14 protein-coding genes and 1 tRNA gene are annotated in these 15,255 nt (G+C 61.3%); 6 read left to right on the forward strand and 9 right to left on the reverse strand.

Going from position 1 to position 15,255, the window contains the following annotated elements; translation table 11 throughout:
• Positions 1–31: 31 nt before the first annotated feature.
• The 3 genes from C5J26_RS24560 to C5J26_RS24570 form a co-directional block, all read right to left on the reverse strand.
• A complete protein-coding gene (locus C5J26_RS24560) occupies positions 32–1,564 on the reverse strand; it encodes a glycosyltransferase family 39 protein (protein ID WP_245441264.1) in 1,533 nt (510 codons plus the stop codon).
• Between the two features lie 137 nt (positions 1,565–1,701).
• Positions 1,702–2,172, reverse strand: coding sequence for a nuclear transport factor 2 family protein (locus C5J26_RS24565; RefSeq protein WP_105404164.1), 471 nt, complete (start codon positions 2,170–2,172; stop codon positions 1,702–1,704).
• Entirely contained in the window at positions 2,169–2,801 is a 633-nt protein-coding gene (locus tag C5J26_RS24570; protein WP_105404244.1) for a pyridoxamine 5'-phosphate oxidase family protein, read from the reverse strand. The genes C5J26_RS24565 and C5J26_RS24570 overlap by 4 nt, the downstream gene beginning before the upstream one ends.
• Before the next feature lie 121 nt (positions 2,802–2,922).
• Here C5J26_RS24570 and C5J26_RS24575 point away from each other — a divergent pair, with 121 nt between their 5' ends.
• On the forward strand, positions 2,923–3,831 hold the full coding sequence (locus C5J26_RS24575) for a LysR family transcriptional regulator (RefSeq protein ID WP_105404165.1): 909 nt from the start codon (positions 2,923–2,925) through the stop codon (positions 3,829–3,831).
• Between the two features lie 121 nt (positions 3,832–3,952).
• Here C5J26_RS24575 and C5J26_RS24580 read toward each other — a convergent pair.
• From C5J26_RS24580 to C5J26_RS24590, 3 genes are all read right to left on the reverse strand, one after another.
• Positions 3,953–4,029 (reverse strand) — tRNA-Arg (locus C5J26_RS24580).
• 138 nt (positions 4,030–4,167) lie between these two features.
• On the reverse strand, positions 4,168–5,598 hold the full coding sequence (locus tag C5J26_RS24585) for a HAMP domain-containing sensor histidine kinase (RefSeq protein WP_172724251.1): 1,431 nt from the start codon (positions 5,596–5,598) through the stop codon (positions 4,168–4,170).
• A 239-nt stretch (positions 5,599–5,837) separates the two neighbouring features.
• On the reverse strand, positions 5,838–7,886 hold the full coding sequence (locus C5J26_RS24590) for a methyl-accepting chemotaxis protein (protein WP_105404167.1): 2,049 nt from the start codon (positions 7,884–7,886) through the stop codon (positions 5,838–5,840).
• Between the two features lie 491 nt (positions 7,887–8,377).
• Between C5J26_RS24590 and rpmH the strand changes: the two genes are divergently transcribed.
• The 4 genes from rpmH (at position 8,378) to yihA (ending at position 11,535) form a co-directional block, all read left to right on the forward strand.
• Positions 8,378–8,512 carry a 50S ribosomal protein L34 gene (gene rpmH, locus C5J26_RS24595; RefSeq protein ID WP_080719113.1) on the forward strand — a complete coding sequence of 45 codons (135 nt, stop codon included), beginning with the start codon at positions 8,378–8,380 and terminating at the stop codon, positions 8,510–8,512.
• 28 nt (positions 8,513–8,540) lie between these two features.
• On the forward strand, positions 8,541–8,933 hold the full coding sequence (rnpA, locus tag C5J26_RS24600; RefSeq protein WP_046664847.1) for a ribonuclease P protein component: 393 nt from the start codon (positions 8,541–8,543) through the stop codon (positions 8,931–8,933).
• On the forward strand, positions 8,933–10,735 hold the full coding sequence (yidC, locus tag C5J26_RS24605; protein WP_105404168.1) for a membrane protein insertase YidC: 1,803 nt from the start codon (positions 8,933–8,935) through the stop codon (positions 10,733–10,735). Before rnpA ends, yidC begins: the two co-directional genes overlap by 1 nt.
• Before the next feature lie 152 nt (positions 10,736–10,887).
• The gene (gene yihA, locus C5J26_RS24610; RefSeq protein ID WP_046664938.1) at positions 10,888–11,535 is read left to right on the forward strand and encodes a ribosome biogenesis GTP-binding protein YihA/YsxC; all 648 of its coding nucleotides are present in this window, start codon (positions 10,888–10,890) and stop codon (positions 11,533–11,535) included.
• A gap of 86 nt (positions 11,536–11,621) precedes the next feature.
• Here the strand turns inward: yihA and C5J26_RS24615 are convergent, their stop codons facing one another.
• Positions 11,622–12,182, reverse strand: a complete 561-nt coding sequence (locus tag C5J26_RS24615) for a fasciclin domain-containing protein (protein ID WP_105404169.1) — start codon at positions 12,180–12,182, stop codon at positions 11,622–11,624.
• Between the two features lie 352 nt (positions 12,183–12,534).
• Here C5J26_RS24615 and argB point away from each other — a divergent pair, with 352 nt between their 5' ends.
• Entirely contained in the window at positions 12,535–13,422 is an 888-nt protein-coding gene (argB, locus tag C5J26_RS24620; RefSeq protein WP_046630503.1) for an acetylglutamate kinase, read from the forward strand.
• A 19-nt stretch (positions 13,423–13,441) separates the two neighbouring features.
• Here the strand turns inward: argB and C5J26_RS24625 are convergent, their stop codons facing one another.
• Positions 13,442–14,215, reverse strand: coding sequence for an isocitrate lyase/phosphoenolpyruvate mutase family protein (locus C5J26_RS24625; protein WP_105404170.1), 774 nt, complete (start codon positions 14,213–14,215; stop codon positions 13,442–13,444).
• 72 nt (positions 14,216–14,287) lie between these two features.
• Entirely contained in the window at positions 14,288–15,190 is a 903-nt protein-coding gene (locus C5J26_RS24630) for a DMT family transporter (RefSeq protein ID WP_105404171.1), read from the reverse strand.
• Positions 15,191–15,255: the final 65 nt, after the last annotated feature.

Raw genomic sequence — 15,255 nt, forward strand, 5'->3', positions numbered from 1 at the left:
TATATCAGCCTCGCCGGTTTGCCTACCGTCTTCAGCGAAGCCAGAGATAACCGAGGTTGAGCTGCATTCTGCCGTCGCCGTAATAATAGGGTAGCGAGAGAGATTTGGCAGGCGATGCGGTCAATCGGAGCGTAGCGACGGAGGAAAGATCGATCGGCGGCGAACCCGTCGCGCGCGCGCCATCGGCCCAGATCGCCAGAACCGGTCCCTTCATGGCGTTTTGAGCCGGGAAGCCGGCGATCGGCTGCTCGGAATTGACGACCGGCACATCGGGAAACTGTAGCCGCATGTTGCCGGCAAGATGCATGCCGGCTGCAACGATCACCGCCGGCCGGCCTTCCGCTTTCAGCGCTTCCGCGACAGAGGCAAGCGGATAGTTGATCCGGGTATAGGCGCCGGTGAGCCCACCCGTGAAAGTCTTGCCCGCCAGCGGGACCGATGTCACAGCCATGATGACGATGAAGACGGGGACGAGGCGCTTGAGATGGAGCGTGGTATCGATGCCCGCTCGTTCCAGCTTCAGCAGGAGATAGAGTGGCAGAGGCAGCAGATAGGGATCCAGCCAGCGCTCGCTGATCTTGGTCGTGCCCGTGAAAAGGATCACCAATACGACACCCAGCAGGCCTACTGCCATCATCAGGCCCAGCAGGCGCGTCCAGCGGTCGCCAGCGGTCAGCGATCGCCTGAAGTCCTTTTTGAAGGCTATCGCGAAGATGGCGACCGTCAGTGCGCCGAACGCGATGCAGGCAAGCATCAGCGAGCCGAGTGCCCGTACAACACGGACAATGCCATGCGGTGCGTTGGCCTCGACCATCTTGCCGATCGTGCCTGATGTCGCGAGATCGAGATTGCCGCGAAGCCAGAGGGCGTGCGGGAGGACGATTACCAGACCGACGATCGCGGTCAGCAGGATGCGCGGATCAAGAAGACGGGCACGCCATTCCCTGTCGCAGAATACGGCAATGAGGGCGGAGGCAGGCAGCAGCCCGAAATTGTATTTCGAGATCATGCCGATGCCGATCGCGACCCCAACGATCAGGTAGCCCTGCCAATCCGCCCGGACAAGGGTTCGGAAGAGCCCGTAGAGGAACAGCGACGTCGCCATCAGCACCGCGACGGTGTGCGTCAGATCCTGCTGCGGCATGTAGGAAAGCTGCGGCAAGGTGAGCAGGCTCAGCATCGCCATCGCCGCAAAGGCGGGTCGGGCATCGATCTCACGCGCCGCCATGCCGAAGAATACGTAGCACAACAGCAGCATCAGGAATTTCGGCAAGGTCAGCGAAAACAGCGAGATGCCGATTACGCTGACAAAGGCATTCTGAACCCAGTTGTAGAAAGGCGGCTGCGGCCCGTAGCCGGCAAGCCAGTATTGTGAAAACAGCGCCTGCTCGGCCTCGTCCAGCGTCAGTGCGTTGGGCAGCATCAAGCGGACAGCGATGCTCAGCAGGAAATAAGCACCCAGAAAAAGCGCCGCGGGCCAAAGGCCGCCAGCCAGAAACCCTGCCAGCCGGCCGGGTTTGTTCAACTCTTCGGAACGCACCGCGCCCACGCTCTCGCGATTCATTTTCGCCTTATGAGAAAGTTATCATACGAAGCGGATGGCACAGCCAGCGGCGCGGATCAATAGAAACCGCGCTCGCTGTTTTGATAACTTGCCCGAAATTGAACGCGTGTGGATTTCCTACCAATGCCCCTTACAGGTCAAAAACCGAGGGCGCTGAGGCTTGGATGATCGTCGGGCCTCCGGCCGAGCGGCCAATGGAAACGCCGCTCCGCCGCGCGGATGGGCGCGTCGTTGATGGAGGCGAGCCGTCGGCGCATCAGGCCATGTTCGTCAAACTCCCAATTCTCGTTGCCGTAGGAGCGGAACCAGTTGCCGCCGTCGTCGTGCCACTCATAGGCAAAGCGGACCGCGATGCGGTTCTCCCGGAAACTCCAAAGCTCCTTGACGAGGCGGTAGTCCAACTCGCGCTGCCATTTGCGAGTGAGGAAGCCGACGATCGCCTCACGCCCCTCGACGAATTCGGCCCGGTTGCGCCAGTGGCTATCGACCGTGTAGGCGAGCGCCACGCGCGCCGGATCCCGGCTGTTCCAGCCATCCTCCGCAAGGCGGACTTTCTCGACCGCCGTTTCCGGCGTGAACGGCGGCAGGGGCGGACGTTGATCGCTCATTGGGTATCTCCATGGATGGCAAGGCGGGCGCGCAATTCTGCGTTTTCGGATTCGAGCTCGGCTAGTCGGTCCCGAAGAGGGCGGACCGCCTCGCCGACTTGTTCCTCGGTGAAGCGGGGGGTGATGTGTTGCGGACAGTTCCAGTCGAAGCTCTCGAGCCGCAGCCGGAAAATCCGTTCGAGCTTCGCGCGGTACTCCGGATCGATGACAAGTGCAGCCAGGGTGGGATCCGCATCCAGCGCCACCTCCTCGACACGCACATAGATCTTCAGCCGGGCACGACGGGCGTAATCCATCAGGAAGAGGCATGCCCTGTCGTTCGCCGCGACATTGCCGGTGCTGATATACTGGCGATTGCCGCGATAATCCGCGAAGGCCAATGTCCGGTCGTCGATCACCTTCAGGAAGCCGCGCGGGCCGCCGCGGTGCTGGACATAAGGCCAACCCGTCTCCGAGACCGTCGCCATGTAGAAGCTGTCCCGGTCGGCGATGAAAGCCGCTTCATTTTCCGTCAGGCGATCGAAGTCACGATCACCAGCGAAATTCTGCCAGATGTGATCGGCACCCATAGCCTTCTGTGCGGCCCGAACGCTCGGTGTGATGGCGATGTCCAGAAAGCCATAGGGCATGAAGGAGCTCCTTTCCGGCAGAGCCGCTATCGGCGCCGTTGAAGAGGATGCATAGCCTTTTCCATAATCCAGCATAATATAGTATTGCTGGAACTCATCTTGTCAAAAAATGGAAAGATGGATGGATCGCTTCGAAGCCATGTCGATGCTGCTGGAGGTGGTGGACAAGGGTAGCCTGTCTGCCGCGGGTCGGGCGCTCCGGGTGCCGGTGCCGACGCTCAGCCGGAAAATCTCGGAGCTCGAGGCATCGCTCGGCACGCGCCTGCTGATCCGCACGACCCGCAAACTCACCCTGACCGATGCCGGCGCCACCTATATAGCGGCGGCCCGACGCATTCTCGAACAGGTCGAGGATGCGGAACGGGAGGCCGCCGGTGAGTTCACAACGCCAAAGGGTGAATTGGTCATCACAGCGCCGATCATGTTCGGCCGGCTCCATGTCCTGCCCATCGTCATCGATTTCCTGGCCCTGTTTCCCGAGATCAACATCCGCTTGCAGCTGGCGGACCGCAACATCCACCTCGTCGACGATCACGTCGATATGGCAGTGAGAATCGGCCAGCTGCCGGACAGCACGATGGTTGCGACGCGGGTCGGATCGATGCGGATGGTGACCTGCGCCAGTCCCGCCCTGCTCACGGCTCATGGTGTTCCGCAGATACCGGAGGATCTTCGAAGAATGCCGTGGGTGACGTTCGAAGGGCCGGCTCCATCGTCAATTCGGCAAATGCTGCCGGCGGGATTGAGTGCGACTGCGGTTGCGTCGCGCCTTTCCGTCTCGACCGCCGAGGCCGCTGCGGAGGCGGCGATAAACAATGTCGGGGTCACGCGGCTGCTCCATTACCAGGCGGCGGAAGCAATCAAAGCCGGAGCGCTCCGGATCATCCTGGAATCCTTCGAGCCGGAGCCCGCTCCCGTTCATCTCGTTCACGCCGCGCGTGGCCAGATGCCGCTCAAGATGCGCAGCTTTCTGGATTTTGCCGCACCGAGGCTGCGGCAGGCGCTCGGCAGGATCGGCTCCGCCGGCTGAGAGGTTTCCGCGACTCCAATCGAAATCAGCTACACGGTCGCCAAATCAAGATTTTGAGGAAGATTGTCCTTCAGGACACCTAGACGATGGAGAGTGACGCCAATGGCGTCGTCTAGGAAAATGGCGCACCCGAAGAGATTCGAACTCCTGACCCCCAGATTCGTAGTCTGGTGCTCTATCCAGCTGAGCTACGGGTGCGTCTGCAAGCAGTGCGTCACCGCTTGCGTGGCGATCCTCTAAAACGTCCGCATTCCGATTGCAAGCGATTTTACCGAAGGCAACGTCATTTTGCTGTCACTTCTCGCTCAAACCGTTGAGAAGCAACATTTATTTGCGTCAAGCCCGAACCCGGTAGTCCTCCAGAGAGACCGGACGGTCGGGAATTTCTATCCTAAACTGCGTGCCGGGGCCTGGTTTCTCGACAAGTGCGATGGTGCCGCCGTGGGCCAGGACAAGCTCACGGGCGATGACCAGGCCGAGGCCGGTGCCGCCCGACCGCGCCGAGCCGCGGAAAGCGGAGAACAGGTTCTCGCGGGCCTTTCGCGGCATGCCGGGGCCGGTGTCGTCGATGGTGATGCTGACGACGCTGCCCACCCGGTGTGCGGAGACCGTGACCCGACGAACGATAGACGTATCCTGCGGATCGAAATTCAGCAGCGCCTGGACGGCATTTCGGCAGAGATTGTGGATGACACGGAAAATCTGCTCGCTGTCGCAATCCACTTCGAGATCGGCGGCGATCTGATCCAGGAACTCGATGCCGATCTCCGGATCGATCGCCAGCATGTCGCGCACTTCCTGGGCGAGCGCTGCAAAGCGGATGCGGCGGCGGCGGGGCGCTGCCTCGGAGGCCTGACCGTAAGCCAGCACCTCGTTCGTGTAACCTACCGCCCGGTCGATCGTGCGCAACAGTTTCGGCGCGAAACTCCTCACCATCGGATCGTCGACGTCCGTCAAGCGGTCCGACATCAGCTGCGCCGACGCGAGGATGTTGCGCATGTCGTGGTTGATCTTCGAAACGGCGAGGCCAAGATCGACCAGGTTCTTCTGCTGCTTCAGCGTTCGCTGCAATTGCGCCTGCATGGCTGTGAGGTGCCGGCCGGCGACCGCAAGTTCGCCCCGGGAACGATCGGCGCTAAAGACGCGGGCGGGGTCGTCCGGCTGCTCCGAGAAAAACTGCATGCTATGGGTGAGCCGCCGGATCGGCATGATCATCATCCGGTTGATGGCGAGGAAGATCAGTACGGCGGTAATCAGGGAGATCAGCAGCGACAGGAGAAACATCGTCTTCGAATATTTCAGCATGTCCTTGCGCAATGCGTCGTCGGTCATGACCAGTTCGATGACCATGTCGCTGTCGCCGATCGGGCCATAAACGCGCATCACGCGGCCGCCGCCAAAGATGAGCGTGTCGAGTGCGTCACGCATCGACGATGCTATCGGGACATTGGCAAGATCGAACACTTCGTCGATCTGCGGCTGCGTGTCCGTTGCAGCCAGCAGCCGCGAGGTGCCGTCCTTGCGCAGGGCGATCACCTTGGTGCCGGTCGCAAGCAGCGTATCGTCCTGCACGGCGCGGGGAAGCTCGGCAGGTTGCAGCCCGTCGATGACGATGCCGGCGGCGGCGGCGGTATCCAGCCGATCGCGCAGCCAGTTCATCCGCATGGTGGCGACGGAGGGGACGAAGATCAGCACTTCGGCCATCATCACGAAAATGACGGTAAGCCAGAGAAGCCTGCCGGAAAGGCCGCGGAAAAGACGCGGCATGGTTTCCGGACCTACGCCTACCGGCGAGGACCCCGAGCGCCCCGAGGTATGAACCTCGTCGTCCATGCGGATCTCCATTTCCGAATACCCGGCCCGCCGGATTGATGCGAGCCTACGGATGATCGCTTATTTTAGAGGTTCGGCGGTTTTTTACCAGTCCCCTTTGCCGCAGTGCAAAAGAGAAAGCGGAGAGGGTTGCCCCTCTCCGCTTTCTTATTCGGCTGATGTGCGAACTTGGATCAGAATTCTTCCCATTCTCCGGCAACCGCAGCCGTTGCGACGGCCGCTCCGCCGAAAGCCCGCGAGAGTGCCCCCGTCATTGCCTTTACCGGAGAAACGCGCGGCCGATGGACAGCAGCTGCCGTAACCGGCCGCACGGGAGCCGCAACCGGCCGCGTGGTCCTGACCGGCTCGGCGGCGCGCTCGCCCTCCTGGCCGATGTCGAAATTGGAGACAAGTGCAAACAGGCTGTCGGCCTCGGAAGACAATGTCTGCGTCGCCGCGGACGTCTCCTCGACCATGGCGGCATTCTGCTGCGTCACCTGGTCCATCTGGTTGACGGCGGTATTGACCTCGGCAAGCCCCGTCGCCTGCTCGCGGGAAGCGACGGCGATCGAATGGATATGGTCGTTGATGCGCAACACGCGGCTTTCGATTTCCGACAATGCCTCGCCGGTCTTCTGGACCAGCATCACGCCTCCGGCCACTTCCTCGCCGGACTTGCTGATCAACGCCTTGATGCCCTTTGCGGCACTTGCCGAGCGCTGGGCGAGTTCGCGGACCTCCTGAGCGACGACGGCAAAACCCTTGCCGGCTTCGCCTGCACGGGCGGCCTCGACGCCGGCATTGAGCGCCAGAAGATTGGTCTGGAAGGCGATTTCGTCGATGACATTGGTGATCTGGGCGATCTCGCGGGAGGCCTGCTCTATCCGGCCCATCGCGTCGACGGCGCTCCGCACCACCTCGCCCGATTGGACCGCGCTCTGCTTGGCCTCGCTGACCATGACGGTTGCCTCATGGGCGCGTTCGGTCGACGTCTTGACGACGGCGGTGATCTCTTCCAGCGCAGCGGACGTTTCTTCCAGCGCGGCAGCCTGCTGTTCGGTGCGGCGGGACAGATCATTGGTCGCCCGGCTCAGCTCGGCGGCGCTACCGTTGATAGAGCCGGTGGCGGTACGGACATTCCGCATCGTGCCGCGCAGCGTATCCATGGTCCCGTTGACATTGTGCTGCAGCTCGGCGAAGGCGCCCTTGAAGTTGCCCCGCATGCTGTCGGTAAGGTCGCCTTCGGCAAGGCTTTTGACGACGCGCCGGGTTTCCGACACACCGGCATCGACGCTCGCGACGAGCATGTCGACGTCACGAGCGAAGCGGTCGAGGCTCTCCTCGCCCCATTGCTTGTCGATGCGGCGGGTAAAATCCCCCTCGGCGGCGGCGGCGACGACGGTGGCCATACGCGCCTGGAGGTCGTCGTTCTTGCCACGCATGGTCGATTCGGAAGCATTCATGCGCGCGACCTCGATGCCGTTCCTGCGGAAGATCTCGATCGCGGCGGCCATGTCGCCAATCTCGTCGGCGCGGTCGGCCCCGTGGACCACCGTATCAAATTTGCCGTCGGCGATATGTTTCATCGCTTTGGTCAGAGCCGTGATCGGATGGCTGAGCTGGCGGCGCCCCAGATAGAGGCCGAAACCAGCACCTGCGGCAACGCCTGCAAGGGTTACTGCGGAGACAAGAATAAAAAGGGTCCGCGTGAAGCTGTTGAGCTCTTCATTGACCGCGGCGAGGACGGCCTTGTCGGTGCCGACGATAGCATCGATCTCGACCTGATAGGCCTTGCGGTTGCTGCGGTTGCCGTCGTTGTTACCCTGCTCGTTGGCGGCAGCCGGGCTCACTTCCCGACCCAGGCGGGCGGTCTCGGTCCGGAAGCCGTTGAACTCCTTGGAACGGGCAAGCAGCTTATCGAATACGGCGCGCTCGTCGGCCGGGACAATCTTGTCCCATTCCTTGAGAAGCTTGCCCATCTCATCGAGATACACGAGGATGCCATCGGCGAATTTTGCAGCCTCCTTGGTATCCTTCGACATGTAGACGCCGCGGGATTCCATCACGACGGCGGTGACGAGCCGGTTCAGGTGTTCGCCCTTGTGCGCCCGGTCTGCGGCCAATTCATATTGAACCATCATCTGGCGATATTCGGCCATGGCAAACAGAGCCATGCCGCCGATAAAGCAGGCGACGAGGCTCATGAGGCCGACGAGGAGGTTGATTTTCCCTCGAATTTTCATTTCTTTCCCTTCCAGACGGGACTTGTCATGCGCGGAAGGCAGGCCCGTAACCCAATTCTCTTCCATTCAACTGCTAAAATTAGCCTTTAGAAATTAAAGAAACGCTTAGAGAAAAAGTGTTTGCGCAGCCCCGGCGGGCATGGTTTTCACGGGCGCGCGCCTCGGTTGAGATATTTGACGTTTGACAGGGAAGATGGCCCTTACCTACTATTTCTCACCCCTAAATTCATGGGGAAATATTAGTGGAGCGGCACCTGCGACGTCGCCCGGCAGGCGGGACAGATCAAGATCGGCCAGCTCTCGGCCTAAAGGCCCAAAAATCCCGGCAGCGATTGACTTTTGCGGCGGAGTCCTCTTATAAGCCGCCCACGTTCAGCTCCGGCGGGCTTGCACGCATGCAGCCGCTTGCGCAGATCGTTTTTCCGAAGCGCTCTTGCCGTCGTGATGACGGCAAACTCCAAGAAGGGCCGCACACCGCGGTATTAAAATAAATGAAGCGTACCTATCAACCGTCTAAGCTTGTTCGCAAGCGCCGCCACGGATTCCGTACCCGTATGGCCACCAAAGGTGGTCGTCTGGTTCTCTCCGCACGTCGCGCCCGTGGCCGCAAGCGTCTCTCGGCCTAAGGCCTGAGATGCCCGAGACGACCGGGCGATGACGACTGAGACAAAGAACGAGAAAACTGTCGGGCGGCTTAAAAGCCGGCCGCAGTTCCTTGCTGTCCGGGCAGGCGAAGCCCGCCGGGGCCGGAACTTCCTTCTGGAAGTCCTTGATCGAAACCAGCCGGACGAAGCGCCGCGCGTCGGTTTCACCGTTACCAAAAAACATGGCAACGCGGTCGAACGCAACCGCATGCGCCGCCGTCTCCGCGAGGCGGTGAGGCAATCTGCCGGATTTGCAATGAAGAACGGACACGACTATGTGATTGTCGCGCGGCGGGAGGTGCTTAAGGCTCCCTTTGCGGATATGACGGCCCAGCTTATCGAGCGTATCGAAAGCAAGCCGAGACCAAAGCGGTCCGAGGAGACCCGTTCCAGGAAAGCATGATGGAAAAGAACCGCAATTACTTCATCGCGATCGCGCTCTCGGTGCTGATCGTTCTTGCCTGGCAGTTCCTCTATATGAACCCGAGGATGGAAGCCCAGCAGCGTGCCGAAGAAGCCAGCCGTGCGCTTCAGGGCGAAAGCGCTCAGCCTGTTTCCCCGGAGAGCCCCGGCGCTCAGAGTGGTGGCATACTGGGCAATCTACCCGGCGCCAACCCGGCAGCTGCCGCGCTCTCCCGCGACCAGGCGCTCGCACGGTCGCGGCGCGTGCAAATCGAAACGCCGGCCCTGATCGGCTCCATCAATCTGACCGGCGCCCGTTTCGACGACCTGAAGCTGCGCGAATATCACGAGACCGTCGACGACAAGAGCCCGATCATCACGCTGTTTTCGCCGTCCGATACGACCGACGGCTATTTCACGGAAATCGGCTATATCCCCAATGAATCGATCGACGCCGCCCCCGGCACCGGCACGCAATGGACGCTCGCAAGCGGCGACAAGCTGACCCAGCAGACGCCGGTGACGCTGACCTTCACCAACGAGAAGGGCGTGACCTTCACGCGCACGATTTCGATCGACGATCACTACATGCTGACCGTCGCAGACAAGGTCGACAACAAGACCGCCGCCCCGGTGACGCTGACGCCCTATGGCCGCGTGCTGCGTAACAACAAGCCGGCGACGCCGTCCGTCTGGGTCATCCACGAAGGCTTCATCGGCGTGATGGGCGAGAGCGGCAGCCTCGACGAACACACCTACTCCAATATTGAAAAAGAGCAGTTCACCAACGAGAAATCCACGACCGGCTGGATGGGCATCACCGACAAGTACTGGGCTGCCACGATCGTGCCGCCGCAGACGCTGCCCTATGTTGCACGTTTCTCGCATTTCGCCGGTGCTCAGGCGAGCTATCAGGCGGACTACAAGGGCGACGACCTGACGGTTCAGCCGGGTCAATCCACCGAACTCAAGAACCTCGTCTTCGCCGGAGCCAAGGAAGTACCCTTGATCTCGCGCTACGAGACGGAGTTCGGCATTCCGCAGTTCAACCGCCTGATCGACTGGGGATGGTTCTACTTCATCACCAAGCCGATGTTCCAGCTGATGGACTTCTTCTTCCGTCACGTGGGTAATTTCGGCGTTGCGATCCTGCTCACCACCATCGTCGTCAAGGCGCTGTTCTTCCCGCTCGCGAGCAAGCAATACGCTTCCATGGCCAACATGAAGCGCATGCAGCCGAAGATGGAAGAGCTGAAGGCCAAGTTCGGCGACGATCGGATGGGCCTGCAGCAGGCGATGATGGCGCTCTACAAGGAAGAAAAGATCAATCCGATCGCCGGCTGCTGGCCGGTGCTGTTGCAGATCCCGGTCTTCTTCGCGCTCTACAAGGTCATCTACGTCACCATCGAAATGCGGCACGCGCCGTTCTTCGGCTGGATCCAGGATCTCTCGGCTCCCGACCCGACGTCGCTCTTCAACCTCTTCGGCCTGCTGCCCTTCGACGTGCCGAGCGCGCTGATGATCGGCGTCTGGCCGCTGGTGATGGGCGTCACAATGTTCGTGCAGATGCGCATGAACCCGACGCCGCCGGATCCGACCCAGGCGATGATCTTCACCTGGATGCCGCTGGTGTTCACCTTCATGCTGGCGTCCTTCCCGGCCGGTCTCGTCATCTACTGGGCCTGGAACAACACCCTGTCGGTGACGCAGCAGGCGATCATCATGAAGCGTCATGGCGCCAAGATCGAACTCTTTGACAATCTGAAGGGCTTCTTCCGACGAAAAGAAGCGCCGACAAAATAGCATCCCCCAACACACCGATGAGGAACCCCGGCTGGTCCGGGGTTTTTCTTTTGGAATAGGGCTGGGAAGCCCGAAAGCTTGACATTGCCGGCCAAAACCTTGAAGCCGTGCCCTTCGACAGAACAGGACGACCAGAACCGATGCCCGCAGACATGAGCACGGACGACAAGCCGCTTTTCGGCCGCCCCTGGATTTTCATCCGCGGCGTGCCCTCGATGAAGTTCCTGCCACCGGAAGGCCCGCTCGAAGTCGCCTTTGCCGGTCGCTCAAACGTCGGCAAGTCGTCGCTGATCAACGCGATCGTCGGCCAGAAGGGATTGGCGCGCACCTCCAATACGCCCGGCCGTACTCAGGAACTCAACTATTTCGTGCCGGATGGCTATTCGGGCGCAGGTACCGACCTGCCGCCGATGGCGCTGGTCGACATGCCGGGCTACGGTTATGCCAAGGCGCCGAAGGAAACCGTCGATGCCTGGACCAGGCTCGTCTTCGACTATCTGCGCGGCCGCGCGACGCTGAAGCGCGTCTATGTGCTGATCGACAGCCGCCACGGCATCAAGAAGAACGACGACGAAGTCCTGGACCTCCTCGACAAGGCCGCTGTCTCCTACCAGATCGTGCTGACCAAGACCGACAAGATCAAGGAACCGGCCGTGGTGAAGCTGCTGGCCGAGACGCAGGAAAAGATCCGCATGCACCCGGCGGCCTTCCCGTTCGTGCTCTCCACCTCGTCCGAAAAAGGCAAGGGGATCGAGGAACTGCGTCAGGCGATCGCCGAAACCGTCGGCCGGGCGCTCTGACGCCCTACTAAAAACGGCAAATCCGGCCGCCCCCTGAGAGGCGACCGGATCCTGATGCAAAAGCCCCAAACGGGTGTGACCGGCTTTTACATTTTCGGCAGCAGAACCTTGTCGACCACGTGGATGACGCCGTTCGACTGCTTGACGTCGGCGATCGTGACATTCGACACGCCGCCCGTTTCGTCGGTGAGCGTGATCTTGCCCATGCTTTCCTTGGCTTTCAGGATGCAGCCGCCGACGGTCTTGACGTCATGGGTGCCCTTGTCGTCCTTGATCATCTTCTCGATAGCCGTAGACATGGCGCTGACCGCGACCACGTGGCAGGTCAGCACCTTGGTGAGCTGAGCCTTGTTTTCCGGCTTCAGCAGCGTTTCGACCGTGCCCTTGGGCAGAGCAGCGAAGGCTTCGTTGGTCGGCGCAAAAACCGTGAACGGACCCTTGCCCTGGAGCGTCTCCACCAGGCCGGCAGCCTTGACGGCCGCGACGAGCGTCGTGTGGTCCTTGGAGTTCACGGCATTTTCGACGATGTTCTTGTCTTCGTACATCGCCGCGCCGCCGACCTTCGGATTGGCGGCAAAAACGGTCACGGCGGCGGTGGCTGACAGAACGGTGGCGACAGCGAGCGTGCGGAATGCGGTCTTGGACATGATGGCTTCCTCTCAACGAAACTAATTGCCCCGGCGCGGATGCGCGCCTCCCAAGGCATGGCGTCCCGACATCGGCGGAGACATCACAAGAGACGGAAGGCGGAGAAGAAGAGTTTCAACGCCGACGACGAAACCGCCGTTAATTTTTCAAGCTGCTGTTTTTATTTACCTATATCTGTTGCGCCGTCGGCCTGCTGCAATGTCTGGGCCTTCCTGCGAGAGCTATTTACCGGAATACGGCCACCATTTATCCGACGCCGGCACGTCGATTGGACGACAATCTCGCGGACTGATTATTTCCTCTGTCAGAAACATGCGCTAAAAGGCCCCACTTATTATTCAGGGGTATCCGATGACGGCTTCCGAAAGCGAACTTCAGGCCAAGCTTCTGGCACAGGCGCTGCCCTATATGCAGCGTTACGAAAACAAGACGATCGTCGTGAAATACGGCGGCCACGCCATGGGCGACACCGAACTCGGCAAGGCGTTCGCCGCGGATATCGCGCTTCTCAAGCAATCCGGCGTCAACCCGATCGTCGTGCATGGCGGCGGCCCGCAGATCGGCGCCATGCTGACGAAGATGGGCATCGAGTCCAAATTCGAAGCCGGCCTGCGCGTCACCGACCAGAAGACCGTCGAGATTGTCGAAATGGTTCTCGCCGGCTCGATCAACAAGGAAATCGTCGCGCTGATCAACCAGACCGGCGAATGGGCGATCGGCCTTTGCGGCAAGGACGGCAACATGGTCTTTGCCGAAAAGGCCAAGAAGACCATCATCGATCCGGACAGCAATATCGAGCGGGTCCTCGACCTCGGTTTCGTCGGTGAAGTGGTGGAAGTCGACCGCACCTTGCTCGACCTGCTCGCCAAATCGGAAATGATCCCGGTCATCGCTCCGGTCGCCCCAGGCCGCGACGGCGCGACCTACAACATCAATGCCGACACGTTCGCGGGCGCCATCGCCGGCGCGCTCAGCGCCACCCGCCTGCTCTTCCTCACCGACGTTCCGGGCGTTCTGGACAAGGACAAGCAGCTGATCAAGGAACTCACGGTCGCCCAGGCCTTGGCCCTCATCAAGGACGGCACGATCTCCGGCGGCATGATCCCCAAGGTCGAGACCTGCATCGAGGCGATCAAGGCTGGCGTGCAGGGTGTCGTCATCCTGAACGGCAAGACGGCCCACTCGGTGCTGCTCGAAATCTTCACCGAGCACGGCGCCGGCACCCTGATCGTTCCCTGATCGCGGACGGCTTCAAGGCTTAGCCAGTGGCGGTGAAAACCGCCGCGGCGTCTTCCTTCAGCTTCGCCATCATCGCCCGATACGGCCCCGGCCCGTAACTGACCCGGGCAACCCCGAGCTCACCGAGGCGTTTCGGCGACGGAACGCCTCCGAACATCATGATGTTGACCGGAAGCGGCGAGGCCTTGCAGAGCGCCTCGATCAACGCCTCATCGGCCAGTCCCGGTGCGAAAAACCCGTTGCCCCCAGCCTCGGCATAGGCTTCGGCACGTTCGATCGCCTGATCGAGAAGTGCTGCATGCCTCGTCCGGTCGCCTTCCTGCAGGAAGAGGTCGGTCCGGGCGTTGATGAAGAACGGTATATCGCGAGTGTCTGCCAAGGCCCGGATGGCACGGATGCGCTCGGCTTGCTGCTCCACCGGATAGATACCGCTGCCGCCGACCACCTGATCCTCGAAATTGATGCCGATCGCGCCGGCGTCGATGACCCTGGCGACATTTGCGGCCAGTTCGGCCGGGTCTTCCGCATAACCGCCCTCGAAATCCACCGACAATGGCAGGTCGATCGCTGCGGTGATCGATTTCGCCGTGGCAAGCAATGCATCGAGCGGCAGGTTCTCGCCGTCCGCATAGCCTTGCGCTGCGGCGACCGACCAGCTTCCGGTGCCGAGCGCCTTCGCCCCGGCCTCCGCAACCGCCTTGGCGGTGCCGGCATCCCAGATGTTGTAGATGATGACCGGATTGCCCTTCCGGTGAAGCGCTGCAAACGCGGCTGCCTTGTCTTTCTGTGGCATGAATGATCCTCCCGTTGATCGGAATACCCTAACCGGTTTCGGTGACGGATGCCGCCGCAATTCGGGCGTCGATCAGGAAAAGAGCAACCCGAGGATGCCGCCGACGATCAAGAGGCAGCCGAACACTTCCATGCGGTTCACCCGTTCATGGAAGAGGAAATAGGACGCCATGAAGGTGAAGACGAGTTCGATCTGCCCGAGCGCGCGGACATAGGCCACCTGCTGCAGGGTCATGGCGGTGAACCAGCCGGCCGAGCCGACGACGCCTGCCAGGCCGACGAGAGAGGATGAACGCCACGAGAGAACGACCTGGACGATCTCGCGCTTGTCCTTCCAGAACATCCAGACCAGCATGAAGGCCGTCTGGAACGTCGTGACGCAGGCGAGCGTCACCGCGGCCTCCATGACCGGTCCGGGACCGCCGAGCGACAGAGAAGCGCTACGGTAGGAGACGGCCGAAATACCGAAGACCGCCCCGGAGGCGATGCCGATCAGGGCGGTGCGGCTGGTCAGCGCCACCAGCATGTTGCGCCAGGAGAGCGGCATGCGCGCCATCGAGATCGTCATCACGCCGATCACGCCAACGATGATCGCCGCGACTGAGCCCGGCGTCAGCTTTTCGCCGAGCAGGATGAAGCCGAAGATGGCGGCCTGCACCGGCTCGGTCTTGGAATAGGCCGTCCCGACCGCAAAATTCCTGAGCGAAAAGAGATGCACCAGCATCATGGTCGCAAAGATCTGCGCCAGGCCGCCGATCACCGCCCAAAGAGCGAAGGTCCAGTTCAGTGCCGGGAACGGATAACCGGCGATATGGTGAAGGCAGAGGACATAGAGGATCGCGATCGGAAAACCGTAGCCGAAGCGCACGAAGCTAGCACCCCGCGTGCCAAGCGAACCCTGCAGATGCTTCTGCAGGGCAGAGCGCAGGTTCTGCAGAAAGGCAGCGGCGATGGTGATGGGGATCCAGAGCTCCATATGCTGGCGGTATCACGCGTTCCGGCAGATCGCCAAGGCCGGCTCAGGCCGAAAGCGTTCGTCTT

Source organism: Neorhizobium sp. T7_12, from assembly GCF_002968535.1.
In the GTDB taxonomy this organism is placed as follows: Bacteria; Pseudomonadota; Alphaproteobacteria; order Rhizobiales; family Rhizobiaceae; genus Neorhizobium; species Neorhizobium tomejilense.